Source organism: Actinoplanes flavus (assembly GCF_017592555.1).
In the GTDB taxonomy this organism is placed as follows: Bacteria; Actinomycetota; Actinomycetes; order Mycobacteriales; family Micromonosporaceae; genus Actinoplanes; species Actinoplanes flavus.
On the sequence record NZ_JAGFNS010000014.1, the window covers coordinates 215,996 to 239,074 of the forward strand.

Consider the following 23,079-nt stretch of genomic DNA (forward strand, 5'->3'; position numbering starts at 1 on the left):
CGGGACCCCGTGGGGTGATCGGCAGAATCTGCTCACAGTTGCCGGTGCCGACCGCTTTCCTCTCGACGAACTGCCCCGCGCGGGGCGCTGAGCAGGGCCGGGCTCGTGGTGCTGGCGAGGCCGAACTGTCCGGTGTGCGGCAGCGACGACCCGGCCGGTGCCGACGCTGCCGCACGCGGTGCACGGGTTCAGCCGGTCCGCGCCTGCTGTCCGTTGACCGACCTGCGGGTCGCCATGACATATCCGGCGGTGGTCACGCCCACGGCCACGCCCCAGCCGAGGAAGACCAGCAGGGTGGCGACCGTCGCCCAGCCCTCACGAACCTGCGCCCAGCTCTGCTCCCCGTCCAGCACCTTCCCGGCGAACACCCCGAAACTCAACACACTGTAGGTCACCAGCGTGATCGCCACGGTCCCCGCGGGCAGCACCGCGAGCAGCCGCGGAACCCGCCGGCCGCCCCACCCCGGCACCCACCGCGGGAAATGCTGCCCCCACCGCTGCACCAACCCGAGCACCAGCAGCCCGGCCAGGGGCGGCACCACGGCGATCGCCACCCCGGTCGCGTTCGACAGGTCTCCGTCGGCGCTGCCCAGCTTCTGTTCCGAGATCCCGAACGGCACCCCGAGCACCCACAGCCCGTGCGGCACGGCCCAGCCCACGATCGGCACCGCCACCGCCACATGGGCCCAGTGTCGCGCCCACCCCGGCACCGGCCGGAACTCGGTCGGCGCCGGCCCACGCGGCCCCACGGCGTTCGCCAGCCCGGCGAAGGCGATACCACCGGCCAGCAACGCGACCCGGCCACCGATGTCCCGCCAGTCGGTGGGATGCCCGGCGACCCCCGCCGGAATCTCGAAGAACAGATGCAGCGGAAACGCCAGAACCAGCAGGATCACGGCCGCGATCCAGGTCACGGCACCTTTCCAACGATCCGGGTACGCGATGAGCACCGCAAGCACAACGAAGAGGCCGAGCGCGCCCCACCCGGCCGCGAACGGCACCGCGGCAACCTGGTCGGCGCCACACCCGCCGACTGGATGATCTCCGAGGTCGGTCCGGTCACAGGCGGTGTACCCCCAGCGGCCACCAGCGATCCAGGACAGCCGGAGCACCACCTCACCGACGACGAACACCGCACAGGCGACCGCGAAAACACGACGTAGCGACATGCATCGATCCTGTGATAAGCCGGCTGTGAACCGGCTGAACCGTCCTCAGCCGGTTCCCAGCCCCCTATCGGTACGAGGCGTGCTCAGCCTGGAACCTTCCGGTCACCATCGAGGCCTTCATTGACCGATGACGGTGCGCCCGTTCAGGTGCCCTGCCCAGAGAGTGCCCCGGTGAACCTCGCAAGGTAGCTGTCGTGGGCCAGAAGCAGTCCCCCGAGTTCGTCCTTCGAGAACCATCCGATGGCATCGTGTTCGTCCGGAGCGAGGTTGGCCGGACTTCCGTCCCAGTTCTCGATCAGCCAGATCCGCATGTGGAACGCATCGGCATGGATTTCGTGCATCGGCTCCCCCGCCGGCGGCGCGACCACTATGCCCAGCTCTTCCCGTACCTCCCGAGCAAGCGCAACGCCCGGCGGTTCTCCAGGCTCCACGTGACCGCCCGGCAGATCCCACACGTCGGGAAACCGGAGCCGGTGCGGGGATCGGTGACACAACAACACCCGGCCACCGTCCCGAATGAACGCGGTGACGATGCGGGCCCGGCCAGCGCTCCCAGAAGCGATCGACATGCGCGCATTCTGTCAGCGTGGTGCGCCTGGCGACTTCCGTGGAGGATTTCCTGGTCGATCTGGCGGAGGGAGCAGCCGAGTCATACGACGAGGGAACCTCGTTCGGTGACTACTTCGTGTTCTTCCTGACCGGAGCAGACGAGGCCGGCCGGTTGTCGGCGAGCTCGCGCGTGGCGGCTCTCGACGGCATGCCGGCAGGGTCGTTCGCCATGGTCACCGACACCGAAGCTGAACTGCCGACGAGAGGGCGTCGCCGTTACCCCGCAAACAGGTCCGGCGAGTGGTCTCCGTGCCCGCCTATCGTTCCGTGCCCTTCTGGTGGATGCGGCTGAGCGTCTCCTGCCACACATCCGGCCCGGCCTGATCCGCCTTCTTGGTCGTGAAGTAGTCACCGTGCCGGATGACGGCCCAGGCGAGAACCACCAGACAGGTCAGCGACAGGGTCAGGAGAAGGCCTTGGGCGATGTCTTCCACCCACGAATACCAGTCGGGGTAGAGCAGCGCGTTGATCTCGGGAATGCGCGCAGCGAATCCCGCGCCGGCCAGCTCGTCGAAATAGGCCGGGAATCCGGTCAGGACGCTGCCGTCGGCGCCGACGGAGAAGATTCCCCACAAGGTCAGAGCCGCGGTGGTGACCAGAATCGTGGTGCGAGCCCAACGACGGCCGCGCAGGACAAGCGGCGCGAGAACACCGCAGGCCACACCGACCGCACCCATCACGAGCAGCTCGATCGCACCGCCGTGACCGCGCAGCATCATCGGCGGCGTCGGCCCGTCCTGATCGGCGATGTCAGCGAAGATCGCCGTCAGCTTCTCCGGCGCGGAGGTGCCCCACCACCGCAGTTCCACCACCGCGACGACGACGAGAAACAGACCGGTCACCGCCAGCACGCCGAGCAGAATCGACGACAGCCGGACCAAGCGCGGCGCACCCGTGATTTCCATGATCAAGAGCATAGGGTTTCGCAGATCCTCCGCTTTCGGAACCTTCCGATCAGCCCCAGCCGCCGAACCCCCTGCACCCTTCTCTCGCCGCGAATTTGTCATGGATTGGCGATGTTCACCGTCCGGCGCCACGGGTCAACCCGGCGCGCTCATCCAGCCGCCGACAGTGCTCGCGGTGCCGGAATCCATGTTGCATCGTCGGCCTGCTGGTCTAGCCTTCGCTGGATGTCCATGCAGCCGTCGGCGTTGCCTTCCGCCGTCGATGTTCCGCCGCCGATCGGCAGCGCCGCCTGGGATCGAGAGCTCGTAGCGCTCGGCACCGACCGCGCAACAGTCGATAGGGCGTTGCATCTGGTTGTCGAAGACGCCGTTGACGGCGGAATCGTCGAACCTGACGGCCACGATGTGTATCTGGATGACGCGTCACCGGTGACGGCGGCGGTACTGGTCCTGTTCCATCAGGAGCGCCCTTCGTACTCGGCCCTGATGTACTTGCGGTTCGTATGGAACGACGGCGACGTCCGGCTACGCGACTGGATCGTGCGCCAGTACGCCGCCATGCTGGTCCACGGCCCCCAGCCGGTCGCCGATTCGGCCGAGTACGGGTTGGTGATGGACTACTTCGAGGCCTACCAGGAGGCTCCCGGCGTTCTCGCCGCTCTTCTGACGCAGGTGCCGGCCGACCATTGGGGTGGGATCCTGCGCGTCGCGGGGCCGCTGGCATGGCCTGTGAAGCGGGACCTATTCCTGGCCGCCGCGGAGATGCCGGCACTGCACGCGCCACTCGCGGAGGGAATGGCCGGCTCCTTCTACGGCCTATACGGCGACATCGACGCCCCCGAGGCGGCCGAACTGGTGGGCCGCATAACCATCGCCGACGACCTGGTCCGTGCACATCTCATCGAGGCCACCACCCAGCCGATGCTGATGCAGTCCGGATCAGCGATCGTGGTGACCGACGCCCGCTGGACCCACCCTGACAGCTTCCTGCTGGAGATGACCGTCACGAGCGGCCTGCGGCGGTGGTCGCACCGGTCCGAGCTGGTCCTCGACGGCCAGTCCCGCGGACGGATCGCCCACTGGGCTTTTCCGTTCCGGCGAGAGATCGAGCACCTGGTACTGCCAGGCCGGACGCTGATCAAGTCGCAGTTGCACCGGATCGAAGGTTCCCCGAACGATGCGGCGGATCTCGTCGATCGGGAACTGGAACTGTGGCCGGCTGGACTGCGCGCTCATCTCGCGCGGCATCACTGAACATTGGGACGCACGCCGCGGCGCGTCTGGTTCAATACCGCAGTGCCCGAACGTCCCTCGCCTACGCCGCCACAAGTGACGGTGGTGGCAATCCTGCTGTATATCGGTGGCGGGCTGGTCATCACGTTCGCGATGTTCGGTTGGGGTGGCTCGGTCGGAGGCCTGACCAACATGCTGCCGGTCTGGGGCCAACTGCTGTACGGGGCGTTCTACGTCGTGCTGGCACGATCCTTGCAACTGGGCCTCCGCTGGGGGCGGCTGACGGTGGTGGTCCTTTGCTGGATCGGACTGGGCATCGCCGCGTTGGCTGCACTTGCCTTCAGTCCGGCGGAAGCCTTCCAGCAGGCGATATGGCCAGTCGTCTACCTCATTCTCGTGAGCCGGCCGAGCGTCCGCGATTGGTTTGCTTCGAAGACCGCAGCCGCCGGCGAAGACGTGGACGGCGCACCGTGACCGGCCTCGCACCGTCCACGGCGATTCGCAGAGGTGTGCCGAAGCCCAGGTGTGCGTCGGGCGAACGGCTGTGACGGCAGGTCACCACCTCGAGCAGGCGGCGGGGCCCGCCCGGAAGCACGGGCACGCTCTGCTTGAATCGAGGCGTGACAGAGTGGGCGTCGCTGCGGGACACATACGGGTCCGCCGAGCAGGTGCCCGCCTTCTTGGCGGCTGCCGCAGCCGCGGAAACCGAGACTGACGAAGCCTGGGCGAATCTGTGGACCCGTTTGTACCACCAAGGCGGGGTCTGTAGCGCAAGCTACGCCGCGCTTCCCGCGCTCGCACAGATGAGCCGTGAGCGTGGACCCCGCGGGTACCTTGCCGCGTTGCACCTTGCAGCCGCGATCGTCGCGTCCGTTGACGGCCCGGAGGATCCGGCGGCTGTGCGGCAGCGCTACGCGAACGAGCTGGCCGCTCTCCACGCCGTAGCCGTCAGGAACCTTCGATACGCGACCAGTGACATGGAATTCGTCTACGTGCTCGAAGCGCTCATGGCGTTCGAGAATGGCGGCGTTTGGCAGCGGAACCTTCACTGGCTCGCCAGCGGTGAAGCAGAGATCGACTGCCCGTCCTGCGGCGAGCATCTGGTGCTGGATCTCGAGGGCCCGGATTTCCTGATGGCGAGCTTCACGGATCCTTTCCTTGCGCCGACAACGGTAGCGCCCGTCGAGCATGCCGAGGCGACAATGGAAAACCGGCTGCTGGTCCTCTCGCAGGCTCATGGCCGGCCAGCCGTCGCTGGCAAGCTCCCGCGTCTTTCGGGCGCGCAACCTGCCCACGCTGCGGAGCGCCGTTCCACGTACCCCAAGCGCTCGAGTGAGACCGGAATCACCTGCAAGCGCAAGCATTCCTCATCGGACGGGAAGCCCACACGTCATTTGCCGCGATCCGTTCGCCGCCGTAACGGCTGCCGGGGCGTCGCCGGTGACCGGAGGCGCATCCAGCTGAGTTGCTCAGACAGTGGCGCACGAGCCATTCAACGATCGGCCTCGAAGGGCAACTGGTCGAAGACGAGTCCGCTTCCAGATCCGCGCCGACGCTCGACCCGTCCGATTACGTACCGCCGCCACCGGCGAGAAGTCGGCCATGATCGCTGACTGGGAACTCGACTGAGCGCCATACCCGAAGGCGGCACGAAAACAGCAACCGTCGCCGCTGGGCTGTCATACGGAGTGCAACGAAAACTCGATGACACCGTCCATCGGCCGGTTCTGCCAGGCCTCCGCACGCAACGGGCCGCAGTCCGCGTTCCCGAGTGAAGGGCCTCCGGCTGGGTTACTTCCGCCGTTCCAGTGCCCGATCAGCGCAACTCTTCAGCCCGTACTCGGCTATGAACTCCAGGAAATCCGCTGCGACGAGATCGTCGTCGTCGACGTCGTGGTAGTGACACCAGACCTCGTCGAGGCAGCGACCGTCGATCACCGGAAAGCCCCAGTAGTCGCCGGTGCCGACCGGGGCGACGGCGAGGAAGCTGCGGTCGGGAAACTCGCTGTCGTTGATGGTAGCGAGATCGTCGTAGGTGCCGGGCGTAGCCACGATCGGAAACAACTCGACGTAGCCGAACGTACCGCCGCCGAAGCGCATCATGAAGGTCTTGTACTTGGCCGGGAAGGTCACCGCCATGTCGAGCTCGAGGTTAGCGATCTCGTCCGCGGAGGCGGTCTGACCCTCGATCAGGGCGAATCCGTACGTGGACCGCGTCTCAGCCGATTTCTGGCGTAGCGGTTCGGCCAGCGCCTCGAACTCAGCAAGATCCATGGACGGATCTTACGCACTTTCAGCCTGAGCCTCGATCCACCGACGCGGTTCGTCGCGTGAGTGGGTGAATGGTTTTCGAGGCCGGCCGGGTCTGGGAATGCAGAGGTCGCCGATTGCGTGATCGGCTTGCTCCGGGATGCGGTCGCTCGGGGCGGGAGAGGGTTGTGGCCTGTGGTCGGGCCGCCTGGTTTTAGCCGGTGTGGCCTGTTCAGCCGGGTGCGGGGTGGACTGCGGTGTGCAGGTTCTCGAACGCTGCTTGCCAGGGCCAGTGCTTGGGTAGGTGCAGGTGGATGGTGCGGGCCCGGTGGGCGAGGCGGGCAGCGACGTTGATGATCCGGGTTCGGATCGTGGTGTTGCGGGCGGTCGTGAAGGTTCCGGCGGCGAGGTGCCCGGCGGCCCGGGTGAGGTTGTGGGCGAGTCCGGCGCAGGTCAGCCAGGCGTCGTTGGCCGAGAACCGGCCGGACGGCAGGTGGGTGAGTGGTCCGGCGATCAGATCGGCGTTGACCTGCTCGATGACAGCGTGCTGGCGGTGTTGGGCTTCGGCCTGGATCAGGGTGAACGGGCTGTCGGTGAACACTGTGTGATAGCGGTAGGCAGGAATGAGTTCCTGCTGGCCCGGGGCTTGTCGCGGGTCGTCGCGGCGGATCCGGCGCACGATCAGCCGGGCGGTCACCGCGTGACGGCTGCCGGCGAACGCGGTGTATGTGGTTTCGGCGATCTGGGCGTCGGAGATCCAGCGTTGTTCGTCTTCGTCCCAGACCGCTTGCGGATACCGGATGTCGGTCCACTGGTCTTCGGTGATGCCGGCGCAGGCGGTGCGGATCTTCGCGTCGATGCGGGTGGTGACCGAGAACCGCACCCCGCGGCGTCGGCAGGCGGCGATCATGGTCTTGGCGTAGAACGCCGAGTCGGCGCGGACGACGATCTCGCCGGTCGCGCCGCACGCGCGGGCGATGGTGATTGTTTCCGCGATCATGCTGGCCGCGCCCCGGCTGGAGCCGGTGTTGCCCGAGCGCAGCCGGGTCGCGGCCACGACCGGCGGGGACAGGGGCGTGGACAGGGTCGTGACCAGAGGGTTGTAGCCGCGCAGCCAGACGTTGTAGCCGCCGATCTTGGCGTGGCCGAACCCGACGCCCTGTTTCTGTTTGCCGTAGACCCGGCGCAGCATCGAGTCGATATCCACAAAGCACAGCGTGTCGGCGCCGGTCAGGATAGGCGTCCGGGCGGCTAGGCCGATCAACGTTCGGCGGGCCGCCGCCTGTAGTTGCCGGACGTGTCCGTGGGTGAACGTGCGCAGGAACGAGCCGAGCGTCGAGGGCGCGAACACGCCGCCGAACAGCGACCGCATGCCGCCGTGCCGGGCGATGCCGAGGTCATCGATGCTGTCCGCGCCGGCGAGCATCCCGGCCACGACCGTGGCGACCTTCCCGGCCGGGTTCGCGCCTTTGTCCGTCGGCAGGCGCACCAGATCGGTGACCGCATCGAGCAGACCGGCCTGCTCGGCCAGCCGCATTACCGGCACGAGCCCGGCGCACGACACCAGATTCTGCCATCCTCATGGCCTGCGTCGGGCTGGCCCAGGAGCGAAGCGGACACGGACTCGACGGCGCCATGACCATGCAGTTCGGGAGCATCGTCCACGAGTTGCTGGCCGACGAATCGACCGGCTACTGCAACGTCTGCGACACCGACCCCGAGAGTTGAACCGTCCGGTTGTTTGACGGGCGGATGGGCAGACCCGGCTGGAATGGCCGGGCGTACCGGGGGTCATGGGTTTTGGAAGGCGGCCACCAGGCGGGCTATGTGGGCGGCTCGTTGTTCGCGGGTGGCGGGGCGGCCCGGGATGCCGGGGCGTTGCTGCCAGGGGTGCGGGCCGTCGGGGTGGCGGTGTTCGACGCCGAAGGCGGTCAGGCGTTCGCGGTGACGGGTGAGGCGGCGGTCGAAGTCGGCGTAGTCGCCGCCGGGTGGGCTCCACAGTGTCTCGGCCACCGCGCACAGGCGGGGGAAGAGCAGGTAGTCGACGGTTCGCGGGGAGTCGGCGTGTTCGGTCCACAGGTTGGCCTGGCCGCCGAGGATGTGGCGGGCCTCGTCGGCGGTCAGCGACGGTGGGATCGGGTCGAAGGCGTAGACGTCACGGAGGGTCAGCGGGATGGACACCGGGATCGGTTCGGTCGGCAGCTCCGACTGGCGGTAGTCCAGGTAGACCATGTCGTCGGGGCAGGAGACCACGTCGTGGCCGCGACGGGCGGCGGTCACCGCGCCGGCGGTGCCGCGCCAGGAGGCGATCACCGCGCCGGGGACCGGGTCGCCTTCGAGGAGTTCGTCCCAGCCGAAGGGGCGACGGCCGGCGGCGGTCAGGTGCGCGCCGAGGCGGCCGACGAACCAGGCCCGCAGGTCGGTGACGCCCAGCTCGGCCATCCGGCGGCGGCTGCGCGGGTCGGCCAGCCACTGGTCCTGGGGGCATTCGTCGCCGCCGACGCCGATGTAGCGGGACGGGAACAGGTCCATGATCTCGTCGAGGACGCCGGTGAAGAACGCGACCGTGGACTCCTCGGCGTTCAGGACGTTGCGGTTGACGCCCCAGCGGGTCCACACCTCCAGCGGCTCCCCGGTCACTCCCAGTGAAGGGTAGGCGGCCAGCGCGGCCTGCACGTGCCCGGGTGTCTCGATCTCCGGGACCACGGTGACGAAGCGTTCGGCCGCGTAGGCGACGATCTCCCGGATGTCGTCCTGGGTGTAGAAGCCGCCGTGCGGGCGGCCGTCGGGCCGGCCGCCGGACGCGCCGACCTGACTCTCCCGGCGCCACGAGCCCACCTCGGTCAGGCGGGGGTAGCGGCGGATCTCGACCCGCCAGCCCTGGTCGTCGGTGAGGTGCAGGTGCAGCGTGTTCAGGCGGTGCAGGGCCATCAGGTCGATGATCCGCAGCACCTCGTGCTTGGGCAGGAAGTGGCGGGCCACGTCCAGCATCAGGCCGCGCCAGGTGAAGCGCGGCTGGTCGTACACCTGAATCGCCGGAAGCGACCATCGGAGGCCGGCCACCGGGGCTCTGCGGTGGATGGCCGGCGGCAGCAGCTGGAGCAACGCCTGGCAGCCGTGGAAGACGCCGGCCGGCGCGCCGCCGGTGACGGTGACCGATTCGGGGGTGACCTCCAGCCGGTAGGCCTCGGCGCCGAGCGTGCCGTCGAGGGCGAGCGTGATGGTGGCCGGATCGGCCTCGCGCAGCGGTAGCCCGGTGGCCGGGCGCAGCGCCGCCCGCAACATGGCGAGAACACCGGCCAGGGACGCCGGAGCGCCGAGGGTGGTGCGGTGATCGAGGACGAGTTCGCCCCGGCCGGGGACGACGGTGAGCGGACGGGGAAGGAACAACGGACTCAGCCCTTCACGGCGCCGGCGGACATGCCGGCGACCAGGTTGCGCTGGATGAGCAGGAAGAACACGATCACCGGTACGGAGAAGAGCACCGACGCCGCCATCTGCGCGCCGAAGTCGGTGCCGGTGTGCGGGTTGGTGAACGAGGCGAGCCAGACCGGCAGCGTGTAGCGGCTCTCGTCCGGCATGAACGTGTAGGCGATCAGGTAGTCGTTCCACGCCGCGATGAACGCGAAGATGCCGGTGGCGATCACCCCCGGCGCGACCAGCGGGAACAGGACGCTGACCAGGATCCGCCAGGTGCCCGCGCCGTCGATCTGGGCGGCCTCCTCCACCTCGGCCGGGATGGCGGCGAAGAAGCCGCGCATCACCCAGATCGAGAACGGCAGCACGGTCGCCACGTAGGCCAGGATCAGGGCGAGGTACGTGCCGAGCAGGTCGAGGCTGTTGAACATGGTAAACAGCGGGATGAGCATGGCGGTGGCCGGAAGCATCTGCACCGCCAGGATCACGACCAGGATCGTCCGGCGGCCGGGGAACCGGAACCGGGACAGCGCGGCCGCCGCGAAGATGCCGAGCACGATCGACGCCAGCACGGTCGCCGCAACCACGACGACGCTGTTGCGCAGGTCGGTCAGGAACTGCGGTTGGGTGACGGCGGCGGTGAAGTTGTCCAGGGTCGGCTGGTGCGGCCAGAAGTGCGGGGTCGGTGTCATCACCTCGGGGCGCGGTTTGAGGGCGGTGTTGACCATCCAGTAGACCGGGAAGAGCCACACCAGGCAGAACACGGCGGCGACGGCGTTCTTCACAGGTCTTCGCCCGCTCTCAGGAGGTTGCGGATGTAGACGGCCGTCAGGGCCAGCAGGAGCAGGGTGGTCACCACCGAGACGGCCGCGCCATGACCGACCTGAAAACCGACGAAAGCCGTCTTGTACGTGTAGACGCCCAGCGTCGACGTGGCGTCTCCCGGGCCGCCCCGGGAGATCAGCCAGATCTGGTTGAACACGTTGTAGTCCCAGATCACCGACAGGATGGTCACCAGCAGCAGGGTCGGGCGCAGGAAGGTCAGCGTGACGATCCGGTAGACGGCGAACTCGCTCGCGCCGTCGAGCCGGGCCGCCTCCTTGTACTCGTGCGGGACCTGGGTCTCGGCCGCGTACAGGGTGAGGGCGATGAACGGCACCGCCTGCCAGACGATCAGCAGCCAGATCGACACGTAGGCGAGCGCCGGGTCCTGCGCCCAGTTCAGGCTGGTGGTGTCGCCGAAGATCCGGAGCTGGGCGAGCATCCAGTTGGCGACGCCGTACCCGGGCTGGAAGAGCCAGTTCCAGACCAGGGAGGACGCCACGTTGGGCATCGCCCAGGCGACGATCAGGACGACGGTCACCGTGTAGCGCCATGCCCGCCCGAGGCGGGTCGACAGGTGGGAGACACCCATGCCGATCAGTACGCTGCCGGCCACCATCGCCGCGGTGAACAGCACCGTCCGCACGAGCGAGGCCCAGAACGCGCCGCTGCGGAGCAGGGTGACGTACTGGTCGGCGCCGACGAAGGTGTAGACGCCGGTGAACAGGGTGCGCTGGTTGTAGTCGGTGAACGAGGTGAAGACCAGGAAGCCGATCGGTGCGAGCGTCACCACGGCCAGGACCAGGCCCGCCGGGCTGAGCAGCCACAGCGGGGCCAGGTCCCGTCGGTCGAGCCGTGCGGTCACTGCCCGGCGGCCAGGGTGGATGCGAGGTGGGCGTCGAACTCCTTGCCGGCGGCCTCGGGTGTCTTGGCGCCGGAGGCGACGGCGGAGAAGACCTGGTTGATGCTCTTGTCGCCCTCGATGGTGGGCCACTGCGCGGCGGCCGGGGTGGCCTTGGAGGACAGGGCGCCGGCGAAGAAGCCCTGCTGCTGCTCGGTGAGTCCCTTGGCCTGGGCGGCCTGGATGCCCTCGGTGCTGTTCGGGATCCAGCCGTCGGCGCCGAAGACGAACTCGTCCTGCACGGCCGGGCTCGCGGCGATCTTCACCCATTGCAGGGCCAGGTCGTGGGCGTCGCTCTTGGCGGCGATGCCCCAGTCGGAGCCGCCGAGCATGACCGGCTGGGTCTTGCCGGAGGTGCCGGGGAACGGGAAGGTGCCGATGTCCTCGCTCCTGATGGCCGGGTTGGCCTTCTGGATCAGGCCGATCGAGCCGCTGGTGGCCAGGATGGCGGAGGTCTTGCCGTCGGCGAACAGCTGCGTCTGGTCGGGCGTGATGGTGTCCAGGGTCCGGGACGCGGGCGTGGAGTAGGTGTTCTGGAAGGTCGTGAACTCGGTGAGGCCCTTCTGCCCGGCCGGGGTGGAGAAGCCGCCCTTCCAGGCGCCGCCCTCGTTGGTGGCGATCTCACCGCCCGCGTCCCAGAGGAACTGCAGGCCGGCGAACCAGTACTGGCCGGGCAGGTAGAACGGGGCGAAGTCGGCGGCCGGGTTCCCGGATTTGATCTTGTCGAGGGCGTCGGTCAGTTCGGCGTACGTCTTCGGCGCGGCCGTGACCCCGGCGGCGGCCCACGTCTTCTTGTGGTAGATGACCGCCCGCGCCCCGGCGAAGCCGGGGGCCGCGTAGAGCGCGCCGTCGACCGTGGCCGGATCCTCCAGACCGGCCAGCCAGGTCCGGCCCTGCTTGAGATCATTCCGGTACGGGGTGAGGTCGAGCAGTCCCCCGTTGGCCGCGAAGCCGGGCACCTGGGTGTTGCCGAGGTCGAGGATGTCCGGGGTGCTCGTGGTGGACAACGCCGTACTGATCTTGGTGGTGATGCCCTCCCACTGCTGGACCTGGAGGTCCACCGACGCCCCCGTGGCCTCGGTGAACTTCTTGTTGATCGCCTGGAGGGTGGCGTCGGTGTAGTCACCGTCCATCACCCACACGGTGATCGTCTTGCCCTCGCCGCGGACGGCCGGGACTGCCTGCGGCGATCCGTCCCCGCCGTTGGACCCGCCACCACCGGAACAGGCGGCCAGACTCAGCACGGTGGCAACGGCGACGGCGATCCTTCTCTGTGACATGTGCGCTCCTCATCAGGGGTTCGGCCGGCGCGGCCGCCGTCGCGTGGGCGACTTCTCGGGAAGGCGGTGGGCCTCGACCGCGCGGACGGTGAGTTCGAGGGCTTCGGCGGTGCGCTCGTAGGTGCGCTGGGCGACCGCCACGTAGATCAGGTCGAGGATCAGCAGCTGGGAGTGCACCGAGGAGAGGGCCGCCAGACGGAAGGTGGTCTCCTGCACGACCGTGGCGAAGACGACGTCGGCCACCTCGGCCAGTGGCGAGCGGCTGAAGCTGGTGACGGCCACAGTGAGCGCGCCGTGGTCGGCGGCCTCGGCCAGGGTCTCGATCACCTCCCGGGTGCGGCCGGAGTGCGACAGCCCGATCGCCACGTCACCGGGCCCCAGCAGGGCGGCGTTGGTGAGCGCGGTGTGCGAGTCGGTGCGGTGCCACACCGGGACCCGGATGCGCTCCAGCCGGAACGCCATCTCGCGCGCCGACGTGCCGCTGCTGCCCAGGCCGAAGATCTCCACCCGGCCGGCGCCGGCGATGGCGCCCGCGACCCGCTCGACGGCGGCCACGTCGATGCCGGCGGCGGTGTCCTGGATCGCCCGGGTGTCGGCCGCGGTGACCACGCCGAGCACGTCGGTGAGCGCGTCGCCGGGGGCGATGTCGCCGCTGATGTCGGTGTCCCACCGGGCCTGCTCGGCCCGGCCGGTCTCGGTGGCGACGGCCACGCGCAGGTTGGCGTAGCCACGGAACCCGAGCGTCCGGCTGAACCTGGTCACCGTCGCCGTCGAGGTCCCGGAACGCTCGGCCAGGTCGACGATGCTCAGATGGGCGGCCGTCTCCGGGTCGGCCAGGATCGTCTCGGCGATCCGGGCGAGCGCCTCGGGCATGCCGGGCCCCTCGATGCGCAGTCGTCCGAGCAGTCCGCCGCTCTCACCCGTCACGTCGGTCATCCTTTTCATCGATTGCTGTTGCCGATGAAAATTACGACCACCGCGAGGGCTAGTCAACAACTGTTGCCTATGTTTCGATTTCCACCATGGAGCTGGTGGCCGGGGTCGACGCGGGCGGCACGTCGTCGCGCGCCGTGGTCGCCACCGTCCGCGGCGAGATCGTCGGGCGCGGGCTGGCCGGACCCGGCAACCCGCTGGCCCACGGGCCGGAACGGGCCGCCGCCGAGGTCGCCGCCGCCGTCCGGCAAGCGCTCGGCGGGCACTCCCCCACCCTCGTCCGGGCCGCCACGCTCGGCATCGCGGGACCCGCCGCGGCCTGCGCGTTCGGGGCGGCGCTCGGCGTCGGCGGGCCGGTCACCGTGGTCGGCGACGCGGTCACCGCGTTCGCCTCCGGCACACCCGCGGCGGGCGGGGCGGTGCTCATCGCGGGGACCGGCGCGATCGCCGCCGCGGTCCAGGACGATCAGGTGGTACGGACCAGCGACGGCCTCGGCTGGCTGCTCGGTGACGAGGGATCCGGGCGGTGGCTCGGGCTGCGGGCGGTCCGTGTCGCCGTCCGGAACTGGGACACGCCGTTCGCCGCGCGGATCGCCGAGCGGGCCGGGGTGGGGAGCGCCGACGCCATGGTCTACTGGGCGCAGGCGCTGCCGCTCGCCGAGATCGGCGACCTGGCCCCGGTGGTGTGCGCCGCCGCCCGCGACGCCGACCCGCACGCCACGGCCATCGTCGGAGAAGCCGTCGACTGCCTCGTGCGCACCCTCGACGACCTGGCCGAACCGGGGCCCGTCGTGCTCGCGGGCGGGCTGCTGGCGACCGGCACACCCGTACGCGAAGGGGTCTTGACGGTCCTGACCGAACGCGGCCTGAGGCCGCGGACGAGTCGGGACCCGGCAGCCGGAGCGGCGTGGCTGGCCGCCCGGCCACTCAGCCCCCTGACTCCGGCCGACCTGCACCGTGCCATGCTCGGCGGTGTCGCATAGGGTAGGCGGCCTGATGTCTCTCTACAGCACCCAGCGCCTGCAGCGGTTCCGCATGATCGTCACCGGGGGTGGCACCGGCGGGCACACCTACCCTGCCCTCACCACGGTCGACACCCTCCAGGCCCGCCTCTCCGAAACCGGCACCGCACCCGAGCTGCTCTGGGTCGGGGTCGCCGACGGCCTCGAAGCCAGGATCGCGGAGCGTAACGGGATCCCCTTCAGAGCGGTCACCACCGGCAAACTGCGGCGCTCACCGAACCCGCGCGAGCTGGCCCGCAACATCGTCGACGCGTTCCGGATCCCGCTCGGCATCCTCCAGGCGATGGTCACCGTCGCCCGCACCCGGCCGGCCGTCGTGTTCAGCACCGGCGGGTACGTGTCGGTCCCGATCGGGCTCGCGGCGTGGTGCCTGCGGGTGCCCTACCTCATGCACGAGCAGACCCTCGCCGTCGGCCTGGCCAACCGGATCCTGGCCCGGTTCGCCAACCGGATCCTGCTCAGCCACGAGGCGTCGCTCGACCACCTGCCGGAGAGCGCCCGGCGGCGGGCCGTCGTCACCGGCAACCCGGTGCGCTCGGCCATGCTCCAGGGCGATCCGGCGAAGGGCCTCGCGGCGTACGGGCTCGACCCGGCCCTGCCGGTCGTGCTCGTCACCGGCGGCGCGACCGGCGCCCAGCAGGTCAACCGCATGCTCACCGGCGCGCTGGCCGACCTGCTGCCGCACTGCCAGATCGTGCACCAGTGCGGCGGTCACGGGTTCGCGGAGATGCAGGAGGTCGCCCGGCAGCTGCCGCCGCACCTCGCGCAGCGCTACCGGCTCGTCGAGTTCATCCACGAGGAACTGCCCGACGTGATCGCCGCCGCGACCGTGGTGGTGGCCCGCAGCGGCGCCGGGACGGTCGCCGAACTCACCGCCCTCGGCAAGGTCTGCGTGCTCATCCCCTACCCGCACTCGGCCGGGGACGAGCAGCGCATCACCGCCCGGCACCTGGCCGCACAGGGCGCCGCCGTCATGCTCGACGGCGAATCGGCCGTGCCGCAGCGGCTGCACGCCGAGGTCGTCGGGCTGCTCGCCGACCCGCGGCAGCGGGCCGCCATGGCTCAGGCCGCCGCGGCACACGGACGGCCGGGCGCCGCCCAGCACGTGGTCACCGAGATCCTCACCGTGGCCGCCCAGGAAGGCCGCTGATCGTGACCCCACCGACCTGGCTGCCCGATGGACCGCCGGCCTGGTCGATGCGGCAGCCGCCGAAACGTGATTGCGGGGAGACACCGCCGAGCGTGGGCCGGACAGTCATCCGGTCCACGCCTGCAACACCTTCTCAGTGGTCCTGGCAATAGTTGCCATACCGGTCGTAGCAGCGGTCGCCATAACGGTGGCCGTACTTGTCGCCGTAGCGGTGGCGATACTTGTCGCCGTAACGGTGGCCGTACCGATCGCCGTAGCGGTGGCCGTACTTGTCACCGTGCCGATGGTCGTACCTGTCGCCGTAACGGTGGCCGTATCTGTCGCCGTAGCGGTGGTCGCAGCGGTAGCCGTACTGCGTGTACCAGCACGGCCACGAAGCCGAAACCGACACTTCCGCCTGTCCGGTTCGTCCGGCGGGTTCTGCCGAGGCCGCCGCCGGCAGCATGCTCCCGCCGACCACCACCGCCAGTGCGGTGACACAGATGCGCGCGATCCGATTCATGGAATCATCCCTCCTCTCGCCCATCTCCCGACCTACCGCACTGAACCGACCTTTGCATCGAGTTTCCGGAAATCGGATCGGCCGATCTTCGAACCGGGGCCCTCTCTTGCTGGATTCCGATTACGGTCGCGCATGTTTGGAGCCTGAACAGCTGATTCTGTGTACTCCTACCGATTCGGCCAGGACGATCCGCCCGTCCCGTTATCGCCCGCGAAACACATTTGAACTCCACCGGCGGCGCGGGGTTGTTTTCAAGATCGGTGTCTCGGGCGGGTGCAGGCCGTGCTGTCGCCCCGGGAGGCGGGGTTGGCCGCCGGCTGAGTGAGCCGCTCACGGACGAGACCGTTGGGGTACGGCTGAACGCGGCCTAATGTTGCGGCGTGCCTGGATCATCGTTGACCGCCGTCGTCCGTCCCGCCGTCGAGGCCGATGTGCCCCGCATCGCCGCGATCTGCTCCAACGGGTATCGGGACGCCTACCGTGAGCTGCTGCCCGAGGGTTACATCGAGCGCAGTGTCGTCGAGTTCTACAGCGAGGCGCGGGTCGCCAAGGAGATCGCGCCCGCGCCGCCGGGGTGGTTCGGTTATCAGGTCGTCGAGGAGGACGGCCTGGTGCTCGGTGCGGCCGGCGGCGGGATGACCGGGCCGGCCGCGGGTGAGCTGTCCCGGGTCTATCTGGACAGCTCGGCGCGCGACGGCGGGCTGGACACGCTGCTGATGGACCGGATCACCGAGCAGATCCGGGCGGCGGGCGGCACCGAGCTGTGGGTCTCGGTGTTCCTCGGGGACCGGGCCGGGATCGGGTTCTACCGGGCTCGTGGCTTCCAGCCGGTGGACACCGTGCGGGCCGCCCTGTCCCGGGTCGACGACCACATCTCCAGCCTGCGGATGTGCCGCGGGCTGGAGTGAGGCGGGTCAGGGGGTGGGGAACTCCTCCTCCGGTTTGCCTTCCATGTAGTCGGCGAGCGTCTCGTAGACCGCCGGGTTGACGATGCTGTGCGACATCCGGTCGGTGTGGCCGGCCCAGTCCGGGTTGGCCAGGTAGCCGGCCACCACCAGCGAACGGGTGCCGACGACCAGGGCGGCGGTCTTGTCGTTGTCGGTGGTGCCGGTCTTGCCGAAGACCGGGTGGCCGACGACGCCGCGCACGTGCGGGGCCGTCGCGCCGGCGCAGTCGCCGAGCTGGGCGTCGTCGCCGACCGGGCAGCGGGCCGCGTCGAGCGCCTTGCGGGCCACCTCCTTGGTGGTCGCCTGGACGCACGACGGCCGGCCGGCGTCGATCTCGGTGCCGTCGGCGGTGGTGATGCTCTCGATCGGCGTCGGTGCGCAGTATTTGCCGTCGGCGGCCAGGGTGGCGTAGGCGCCGGCGATGTCCAGCGGGGTGGACGCCGAGACGCCGAGCGTGAAGGCGCCCCACTCGTGGGCCTGGGCGGGGTCGTTGGCCCGGGTGGCGTCGTCGCCGTCGCGGAACTGCACGCCGAAGCGCTTGGCCACCGCCACCACCTTCTCCGCGCCGATCTCCTCCTGGAGCGGGACGAAGTAGGTGTTGACCGACTTGCCGAACGCGGTCCACATGGTGAAGTTTCCGGACTCGCTCGCCGAGGCGTTGCTCGGGCAGTAGTAGCCGTCGCAACCCGCCGACGACGAGTCCCGGTAGCCGGACTTGTAGCGCTGCGGCGAGTGGATGGTGGTGTCCAGCTCCTTGCCATTCTCCAGGGCGGCCACCATGGTGAACATCTTGAACACCGAGCCGGCCTGGTAGCCGGGGATGTCCGCGCTGCCGGTGATGATCGGGTTGGTGGTGTTGGGGTAGGTGCCGCGGATGCCCTCGGCCGCCAGGTCCGGGTTCGAGGACAGCTCGTTCTGCGGATCGTCGGCGTCGTCGATCTTGTACTTGCGGTTGGCGGCCAGCGCCCGGACCGCGCCGGTGCCCGGCTCGACGGCGGCCAGCATCAGCGCGTTCCGGTCGTCGTCGCTCTGCCGGTCGGTGATCTCCTTGCGGGCGTCCGACTGGGCGTCCAGGTCCAGGGTGGTGACGATGCGGTAGCCGCCGTTCTTGAGCAGGCGCTCCCGGTCGTACGAGGTCTCGCCGAAGGCGCTCTGGTCCAGCCACCACCGGTAGAAGTAGTCGCAGAAGAAGCCCCAGTGGTTCTTCGCCACCGACACGCAGCCCCGCGACGGGCGGGTCGCGGTCTTCGGCGCCTTCACCTTCTTGGCGGCGGTGGCCTCGGCGGCGGTGATCTGGCCGAGCTCCCGCATGTTGTCGATGATGTAGTCGCGCCGGTCCACCGCCTGCGGGTAGCCGGTGGCGGTGGTCGGGTCGAACGCGGTCGGCGCCTTCACCATGCCGGCCAGCAGCGCCGACTCGGCCACCGACAGGTTCGCCGGCGACTTGCCGAAGTAGACCTGGCTGGCGGCGCTGATGCCGTAGGCGCCGTTGCCGAACGGCGCCATGTTCAGGTAGCGCTCCAGGATCTCCTGCTTGGTGAGTTCCTTCTCGACCTGGACGGCGTACTTCATCTCGGACACCTTGCGCTGCACGGTGTCCTTGGTGGCGTCGACGACCTGCTGCGGATCGGTCGCCGAATAGGCCAGCGCCATCCGCACGTACTGCATCGTCAGGGTGGAGGCGCCCTGCTTGCCGCCGCCCTGGTTGTTGTTGACGAAGGCCCGCGCCACGCCCTTGAGGTCGACGCCGCGGTGCTCGAAGAACTGGTGGTCCTCGGCGGCCACGATGGCGTCCCGCATGTTCTGCGAGACCTTCGCCAGGGGTACGTCGCTGCGGAACTCGTCGTACATCAGCGCGATCGGGGTCTTGCCGTCGGACGCGTAGACTCTCGTCACCTGGGGTGACGACTGCTCGATCAACTCGGTCGGAAGCTCCTGGAGCTCCTCGGACCCGGCCTTGGCGGCCAGGCCGGCCATCGCGACGGCCGGGAAGGCGGCGGAGGCGACGGCGAGGCCCGCGAGCAGGCCACATATGCCGAGCACGCCGGCGCTGCGGATGGTCCGATGTTCACCGAGAGGCCTACCAGTCACTCTGTCCAGGTTAACCAGCGTGATCGCCGACTACACCGTTCGCGAGTTTCGTCACATCCGGTAACCCAGACGTTTGGTCCAGGTCTGGCCGGTGACCTGCTCGGCCCCGCCGAATCCGGGGTGCGGCTGCCGCTCCCGCAGCGTGAAACCGGCCGCCTCGTAGATGCGCCGGGCCGAGACGCACAGATCCACGGTCCAGAGTGTGATCTCGCGGTAGCCGGCCTTCTCGGCGAACGCCAGGCACTCGGCCACCAGCCGGGAGCCGGCGCCGGCGCCCCGGGCCGCCGCGGTCACCAGCAGGACGCGCAGCTTCGCCGTGCCCGGCTCGTCGCCGGCCGTCAGCATGACGCAGCCGCTACGCTCGCCGCCGGTCTCGGCGATCCAGGCCGCCTCGCGGTCCGGGTCGTGGCCGGCGGCGTAGCCGGCCACGATGCGGGCGACCAGCGCCTCGAACCCGGCGCCCCAGCCGAACTGCCGGTGATACTCCTCGCCGTGGGCCATCACGATCCAGCCCAGATCGCCCGGCCGGTCGGCCCTGCGCAGCACGGTCATCACACGTCCTCCCTTACTGAAACAGTCGTTTCAGTAGGCGTATGCTAACCCGGTGTCCGCACGCCAGAAAGAGCTGCTCGAGGCGGCCTACCGGTATGCGCTCGACAACGGGCTCGCCGACCTGTCCCTGCGGCCGCTCGCGACGGCGATCGGCTCCAGCCCCCGGGTGCTGCTGTTCCTCTTCGGCAGCAAGGACGCCCTCGTGCGGGCGCTGCTGGCCCGCGCCCGCACCGACGAGCTGGCACTGCTGGAGGGCTCCGGGGACGATCTCGGCGACGTCGTCACGCGAGTGTGGACGTGGCTGGCGGCCGAGGAGCACCGGCCGCTGCTCCGGCTGTGGACCGAGGCGTACGCCCGCTCGCTCACCGAACCGGACGGGCCGTGGGCGGGCTTCGCCCGGGCGACCGTCGACGACTGGCTCGGCGTGCTGGCGGCCGGCCAGCCGGCGGCCGAACGCGACACCCCGGCCGGTCTGGCCCGCCGCACCCTGGCCCTGGCCGTGCTGCGCGGGGCGCTGCTCGACCTGCTGGCCACCGGCGACACCGAGCGGGTGGGCGCCGCCGTCCGGGAGCAGCTCGCTCTGCTCCGGGGGTGTGGTTTTCCGCAGTAGCGGCGGTGCGGAACGTCCGTCCAGACGGGAGGCCGGCCTCATGGTCGCCGGGCGCGCGGATTTCTAGCGTCGGAGCATGACTTTCGATGATCTGGAAAGCGGTGTCGTCGGCCTGGTGGAGACCCTCGGCGCGCCCGGAGCGGGCCTCGCGGTGGCCCTGGAGAACCTGTTCCCGCCCATCCCCAGCGAGGTGATCCTGCCGCTGGCCGGGTTCGCGGCCGGGCAGGGCCGGATGAGCCTGCTCGCGGCGATCCTCTGGACGACGCTCGGCTCGGTGGCCGGCGCCCTGGCGCTGTACCGGGTGGGAGCCCTGCTCGGGCGCGACCGGTTGCGGGCGATCGTCGAACGGCTGCCGCTCATGAAGGTGGCGGACTTCGACCGGACCGAGGCGTGGTTCGCGCGGCACGGGGCGAAGGCGGTGTTCCTCGGGCGGATGATCCCGATCTTCCGCAGCCTCATCTCGGTTCCGGCCGGGGTGCAGCGCATGCCGGTGGGCCGCTTCCTGCTCTACACGACGGCGGGCAGCGCGATCTGGAACGTCGTGTTCGTGCTGGCCGGCTACCAGCTCGGGGAGAACTGGCATCGCGTCGAGGAGTACGCCGGACTCCTCCAGAAGGCCGTCATCGTCGTCTGCGCGATCGCCGCCGCGATCTTCGTGGCGCTGCGGCTGCGGCGGATCCGGCGGGAGCGGACGGCCGCGCGGGCCGGCGCCGCGGGACGTGGCACCGTGTACGGGACCGCGCGCCGGCCGGTCGATCGCTGACACCGAGGAGGCGGGCGTGCCGCGAAGGTGGGCGCGGGTTCCCGTAGCGGTGGCGGCCGGAGCCGTCACCGGGGCCGCGGAGATGCTGTTTCTGCTGTTCGCCGGGCTGACCCTGGGCCGGGTCGCCGGGGCGGCGTGGTGGATCGCCGACCGGGAACGGCGCCGGCTGGCGTGGGCCTCCGGCGCGCCCGCTCCCGCACCGCTGCGCCCGGCCGGGCCACGGGTGTTCGGCTATCTCGCGGCCCGGGCCCTGCCCGCCCTGCTCGGCGGCCTCCTCACCGGCCTGCTGGTCACCGGCGTGGCGCTCGCCGGGATCGTGGCCCGCTCGGTCCTGGCCGGGACCATGACCGTGCCGCAGCTGCTGGGTCAGGTGCTGCTCGGCGTCGCCCTGCTCACGCTCAACCTCCAGGGCTTCGTCACGGTGGCCGGGATCGACGCCCGGCTGGCCCGGAGGTTCCTCGAGTCGAGCACCCGGGAGGAGCTGGAGCGGCGGATCGGCGAGCTGGCGGCCAGCCGGGCCGAGGTGGTCGCGGCCGTCGACGTCGAGCGGCAGCGCATCGAACGCGACCTGCACGACGGGCTGCAACAGCGGCTGGTCGCGCTCGGCATGCTGCTCGGCCGGGCCCGCCGCAGCACCGACCCGGAGCGGACGCGGGCGCTGCTGGACCAGGCGCACGCCGACGCCCAGCGGGCCGTCGAGGAGATGCGCGAGGTGGCGTGGCGGGTGTATCCGTCGGCGCTGGCGCACAGCTCCCTCGACGAGGTGCTGGCCATGGTGGCGCAGCGGTCCGCCGTACCGGTGCGGATCGACGTCACGCCGCACCCGCGACCGGGCCGGCCGGTCGAGACCGCGCTCTACTTCGTGGCGTGCGAGGCCGTGACCAACACCGCCAAGCACGCCGCCGCTACGGTGATCACCATCGCGGTCGGGCCGAGCGTCACGGGGGTCGAGATGGTGGTAACCGACGACGGGGTGGGCGGCGCCGACCCGGACGGCTCCGGCCTGCACGGGCTCGCCCGCCGGGTCGCCGCCCTGGACGGCCGCTTCGAGGTGCTCAGCCCGCCCGGCGCGGGCACCACGATCCGGGTGGAGCTGCCGTGCGGATAGTCCTCGCCGAAGACTCCACGCTCCTGCGGGAGGGCCTGGTCCGGCTGCTGGCCGAGGAGGGGTACGACGTGGTGGCCGCGGTGCCCGACGCCGACCAGCTGCTGGCGGCGGTCGCCGAGCACCGGCCCGCCCTCGTGGTCACCGACGTCCGGATGCCGCCGGGCAACACCGACGACGGGTTGCGGGCCGCCGTCGAGATCCGCCGCCGGTGGCCGGGCACCGCCGTCGTGGTGCTGTCCCAGTACGTCGAGAAGCGGTATGCCGCGCACCTGCTGGCCGACCGTTCCGACGGCGTCGGCTACCTGCTCAAGGATCGGGTGGCGCACGTCGGCGACTTCCTCGACGCGCTGGAACGGGTGGCGGCCGGGGCCACCGCGCTCGACCCGGAGGTGGTCCAGCAGCTGATGTCCACGACCGCGCACGGCGACCCGCTGCGCGCCCTCACCCCCCGCGAACGGGAGGTGCTGCACGAGATGGCGCAGGGCCACACGAACGCGTCCGTCGCGGCCCGGCTGCACATCTCGCAGAGCGCCGTCGAGAAGCACGTGAACACCATCTTCGACCGGCTCGGCCTATCCCACGTCACCGGCTACAGCCGCCGGGTGCTGGCCATCCTGCGCTACCTGGGCGCGGGCTAGCGTCTAAGGCGTGTTTCAGAAGTCGTGGTGGCCGGTGAAGGTCACGGCGTGGCGGTGATCGATATTTGAAGAGGTCTCCGGTAAACGGTTCAGCGACCAAGCTCGAACTTCATACCGGAGACCTCGTGGCCACCTTAGCGGTGACGAGGCGGCATGACCTCACCGACGCCCAGTGGC

Annotated in this window: 24 protein-coding genes; 11 read left to right on the top strand and 13 right to left on the bottom strand. The window is 70.1% G+C overall.

The features are described from left to right. Window positions 1–188 precede the first annotated feature (188 nt). The 3 genes from J5X75_RS22505 to J5X75_RS22515 form a co-directional block, all read right to left on the bottom strand. On the bottom strand, window positions 189–1,169 hold the full coding sequence (locus J5X75_RS22505; RefSeq protein ID WP_208469453.1) for a hypothetical protein: 981 nt from the start codon (window positions 1,167–1,169) through the stop codon (window positions 189–191). A gap of 143 nt (window positions 1,170–1,312) precedes the next feature. Further along, on the bottom strand, window positions 1,313–1,738 hold the full coding sequence (locus J5X75_RS22510; RefSeq protein ID WP_208469454.1) for an NUDIX domain-containing protein: 426 nt from the start codon (window positions 1,736–1,738) through the stop codon (window positions 1,313–1,315). Window positions 1,739–2,035: 297 nt separating this feature from the next. Continuing rightward, window positions 2,036–2,695: a ClcB-like voltage-gated chloride channel protein gene (locus J5X75_RS22515; RefSeq protein WP_208469455.1), complete on the bottom strand. Its 660-nt coding sequence runs from the start codon at window positions 2,693–2,695 to the stop codon at window positions 2,036–2,038. Window positions 2,696–2,908: 213 nt separating this feature from the next. Between J5X75_RS22515 and J5X75_RS22520 the strand changes: the two genes are divergently transcribed. From J5X75_RS22520 to J5X75_RS22530, 3 genes are all read left to right on the top strand, one after another. Continuing rightward, window positions 2,909–3,937, top strand: coding sequence for a hypothetical protein (locus tag J5X75_RS22520; protein WP_208469456.1), 1,029 nt, complete (start codon window positions 2,909–2,911; stop codon window positions 3,935–3,937). A gap of 84 nt (window positions 3,938–4,021) precedes the next feature. Next, window positions 4,022–4,390 carry a hypothetical protein gene (locus J5X75_RS22525; RefSeq protein ID WP_208469457.1) on the top strand — a complete coding sequence of 123 codons (369 nt, stop codon included), beginning with the start codon at window positions 4,022–4,024 and terminating at the stop codon, window positions 4,388–4,390. 368 nt (window positions 4,391–4,758) lie between these two features. Continuing rightward, window positions 4,759–5,529, top strand: a complete 771-nt coding sequence (locus J5X75_RS22530) for a hypothetical protein (protein ID WP_208469458.1) — start codon at window positions 4,759–4,761, stop codon at window positions 5,527–5,529. A gap of 178 nt (window positions 5,530–5,707) precedes the next feature. Here the strand turns inward: J5X75_RS22530 and J5X75_RS22535 are convergent, their stop codons facing one another. Both J5X75_RS22535 and J5X75_RS22540 read right to left on the bottom strand, forming a co-directional pair. Next, window positions 5,708–6,190: an SMI1/KNR4 family protein gene (locus tag J5X75_RS22535; RefSeq protein WP_208469459.1), complete on the bottom strand. Its 483-nt coding sequence runs from the start codon at window positions 6,188–6,190 to the stop codon at window positions 5,708–5,710. A 208-nt stretch (window positions 6,191–6,398) separates the two neighbouring features. After that, the gene (locus tag J5X75_RS22540; protein WP_208469494.1) at window positions 6,399–7,733 is read right to left on the bottom strand and encodes an IS1380 family transposase; all 1,335 of its coding nucleotides are present in this window, start codon (window positions 7,731–7,733) and stop codon (window positions 6,399–6,401) included. A 14-nt stretch (window positions 7,734–7,747) separates the two neighbouring features. On the opposite strand from J5X75_RS22540, the gene J5X75_RS22545 reads away from it, so the two are divergent. Next, window positions 7,748–7,894, top strand: a complete 147-nt coding sequence (locus J5X75_RS22545; RefSeq protein WP_208469460.1) for a hypothetical protein — start codon at window positions 7,748–7,750, stop codon at window positions 7,892–7,894. A 63-nt stretch (window positions 7,895–7,957) separates the two neighbouring features. Here J5X75_RS22545 and J5X75_RS22550 read toward each other — a convergent pair whose 3' ends face one another. The 5 genes from J5X75_RS22550 to J5X75_RS22570 are packed head-to-tail and all read right to left on the bottom strand — an operon-like array spanning window position 7,958 to window position 13,522. Next, window positions 7,958–9,556: a beta-N-acetylhexosaminidase gene (locus J5X75_RS22550; protein WP_208469461.1), complete on the bottom strand. Its 1,599-nt coding sequence runs from the start codon at window positions 9,554–9,556 to the stop codon at window positions 7,958–7,960. A gap of 5 nt (window positions 9,557–9,561) precedes the next feature. Next, window positions 9,562–10,368, bottom strand: a complete 807-nt coding sequence (locus J5X75_RS22555; RefSeq protein ID WP_208469462.1) for a carbohydrate ABC transporter permease — start codon at window positions 10,366–10,368, stop codon at window positions 9,562–9,564. Further along, window positions 10,365–11,270, bottom strand: a complete 906-nt coding sequence (locus J5X75_RS22560; protein ID WP_307798208.1) for a carbohydrate ABC transporter permease — start codon at window positions 11,268–11,270, stop codon at window positions 10,365–10,367. Before J5X75_RS22560 ends, J5X75_RS22555 begins: the two co-directional genes overlap by 4 nt. Next, window positions 11,267–12,586, bottom strand: a complete 1,320-nt coding sequence (locus J5X75_RS22565) for an extracellular solute-binding protein (protein WP_208469463.1) — start codon at window positions 12,584–12,586, stop codon at window positions 11,267–11,269. The genes J5X75_RS22560 and J5X75_RS22565 overlap by 4 nt, the downstream gene beginning before the upstream one ends. A gap of 12 nt (window positions 12,587–12,598) precedes the next feature. After that, window positions 12,599–13,522: a MurR/RpiR family transcriptional regulator gene (locus J5X75_RS22570; protein WP_238488823.1), complete on the bottom strand. Its 924-nt coding sequence runs from the start codon at window positions 13,520–13,522 to the stop codon at window positions 12,599–12,601. 86 nt (window positions 13,523–13,608) lie between these two features. On the opposite strand from J5X75_RS22570, the gene J5X75_RS22575 reads away from it, so the two are divergent. Beyond that, the gene (locus J5X75_RS22575; protein ID WP_208469465.1) at window positions 13,609–14,502 is read left to right on the top strand and encodes an N-acetylglucosamine kinase; all 894 of its coding nucleotides are present in this window, start codon (window positions 13,609–13,611) and stop codon (window positions 14,500–14,502) included. A 13-nt stretch (window positions 14,503–14,515) separates the two neighbouring features. Further along, complete coding sequence (locus tag J5X75_RS22580) at window positions 14,516–15,691, top strand: UDP-N-acetylglucosamine--N-acetylmuramyl-(pentapeptide) pyrophosphoryl-undecaprenol N-acetylglucosamine transferase (RefSeq protein ID WP_208469466.1); 1,176 nt, start codon at window positions 14,516–14,518, stop codon at window positions 15,689–15,691. 133 nt (window positions 15,692–15,824) lie between these two features. Here J5X75_RS22580 and J5X75_RS22585 read toward each other — a convergent pair whose 3' ends face one another. Continuing rightward, window positions 15,825–16,193: a hypothetical protein gene (locus J5X75_RS22585; protein WP_208469467.1), complete on the bottom strand. Its 369-nt coding sequence runs from the start codon at window positions 16,191–16,193 to the stop codon at window positions 15,825–15,827. A gap of 380 nt (window positions 16,194–16,573) precedes the next feature. Here J5X75_RS22585 and J5X75_RS22590 point away from each other — a divergent pair, with 380 nt between their 5' ends. Beyond that, complete coding sequence (locus J5X75_RS22590) at window positions 16,574–17,101, top strand: GNAT family N-acetyltransferase (protein ID WP_208469468.1); 528 nt, start codon at window positions 16,574–16,576, stop codon at window positions 17,099–17,101. Between the two features lie 6 nt (window positions 17,102–17,107). Here J5X75_RS22590 and J5X75_RS22595 read toward each other — a convergent pair whose 3' ends face one another. Both J5X75_RS22595 and J5X75_RS22600 read right to left on the bottom strand, forming a co-directional pair. After that, the gene (locus J5X75_RS22595) at window positions 17,108–19,117 is read right to left on the bottom strand and encodes a transglycosylase domain-containing protein (RefSeq protein WP_238488906.1); all 2,010 of its coding nucleotides are present in this window, start codon (window positions 19,115–19,117) and stop codon (window positions 17,108–17,110) included. Between the two features lie 165 nt (window positions 19,118–19,282). Next, the gene (locus tag J5X75_RS22600) at window positions 19,283–19,783 is read right to left on the bottom strand and encodes a GNAT family N-acetyltransferase (RefSeq protein ID WP_208469470.1); all 501 of its coding nucleotides are present in this window, start codon (window positions 19,781–19,783) and stop codon (window positions 19,283–19,285) included. Window positions 19,784–19,835: 52 nt separating this feature from the next. On the opposite strand from J5X75_RS22600, the gene J5X75_RS22605 reads away from it, so the two are divergent. From J5X75_RS22605 to J5X75_RS22620, 4 genes are all read left to right on the top strand, one after another. Further along, on the top strand, window positions 19,836–20,393 hold the full coding sequence (locus tag J5X75_RS22605) for a TetR family transcriptional regulator (protein WP_208469471.1): 558 nt from the start codon (window positions 19,836–19,838) through the stop codon (window positions 20,391–20,393). 76 nt (window positions 20,394–20,469) lie between these two features. Further along, entirely contained in the window at window positions 20,470–21,156 is a 687-nt protein-coding gene (locus J5X75_RS22610; RefSeq protein WP_208469472.1) for a DedA family protein, read from the top strand. 16 nt (window positions 21,157–21,172) lie between these two features. Continuing rightward, window positions 21,173–22,264: a sensor histidine kinase gene (locus J5X75_RS22615; RefSeq protein ID WP_307798209.1), complete on the top strand. Its 1,092-nt coding sequence runs from the start codon at window positions 21,173–21,175 to the stop codon at window positions 22,262–22,264. After that, window positions 22,255–22,902, top strand: a complete 648-nt coding sequence (locus J5X75_RS22620) for a response regulator transcription factor (protein WP_208469473.1) — start codon at window positions 22,255–22,257, stop codon at window positions 22,900–22,902. Before J5X75_RS22615 ends, J5X75_RS22620 begins: the two co-directional genes overlap by 10 nt. The last annotated feature ends 177 nt before the right edge of the window (window positions 22,903–23,079 follow it).

Excerpts from the sequence above, each read along its gene's own strand:
- J5X75_RS22600 (WP_208469470.1), bottom strand. The coding sequence starts at position 19,783 with ATGACCGTGCTGCGCAGGGCCGACCGGCCGGGCGATCTGGGCTGGATC.
- J5X75_RS22610 (WP_208469472.1), top strand. The coding sequence starts at position 20,470 with ATGACTTTCGATGATCTGGAAAGCGGTGTCGTCGGCCTGGTGGAGACC.
- J5X75_RS22515 (WP_208469455.1), bottom strand. The coding sequence starts at position 2,695 with ATGCTCTTGATCATGGAAATCACGGGTGCGCCGCGCTTGGTCCGGCTG.
- J5X75_RS22545 (WP_208469460.1), top strand. The coding sequence starts at position 7,748 with ATGGCCTGCGTCGGGCTGGCCCAGGAGCGAAGCGGACACGGACTCGAC.
- J5X75_RS22575 (WP_208469465.1), top strand. The coding sequence starts at position 13,609 with ATGGAGCTGGTGGCCGGGGTCGACGCGGGCGGCACGTCGTCGCGCGCC.
- J5X75_RS22595 (WP_238488906.1), bottom strand. The coding sequence starts at position 19,117 with ATGGCCGGCCTGGCCGCCAAGGCCGGGTCCGAGGAGCTCCAGGAGCTT.
- J5X75_RS22565 (WP_208469463.1), bottom strand. The coding sequence starts at position 12,586 with ATGTCACAGAGAAGGATCGCCGTCGCCGTTGCCACCGTGCTGAGTCTG.
- J5X75_RS22510 (WP_208469454.1), bottom strand. The coding sequence starts at position 1,738 with ATGTCGATCGCTTCTGGGAGCGCTGGCCGGGCCCGCATCGTCACCGCG.
- J5X75_RS22520 (WP_208469456.1), top strand. The coding sequence starts at position 2,909 with ATGTCCATGCAGCCGTCGGCGTTGCCTTCCGCCGTCGATGTTCCGCCG.
- J5X75_RS22585 (WP_208469467.1), bottom strand. The coding sequence starts at position 16,193 with ATGAATCGGATCGCGCGCATCTGTGTCACCGCACTGGCGGTGGTGGTC.
- J5X75_RS22505 (WP_208469453.1), bottom strand. The coding sequence starts at position 1,169 with ATGTCGCTACGTCGTGTTTTCGCGGTCGCCTGTGCGGTGTTCGTCGTC.
- J5X75_RS22570 (WP_238488823.1), bottom strand. The coding sequence starts at position 13,522 with ATGACCGACGTGACGGGTGAGAGCGGCGGACTGCTCGGACGACTGCGC.
- J5X75_RS22580 (WP_208469466.1), top strand. The coding sequence starts at position 14,516 with ATGTCTCTCTACAGCACCCAGCGCCTGCAGCGGTTCCGCATGATCGTC.
- J5X75_RS22535 (WP_208469459.1), bottom strand. The coding sequence starts at position 6,190 with ATGGATCTTGCTGAGTTCGAGGCGCTGGCCGAACCGCTACGCCAGAAA.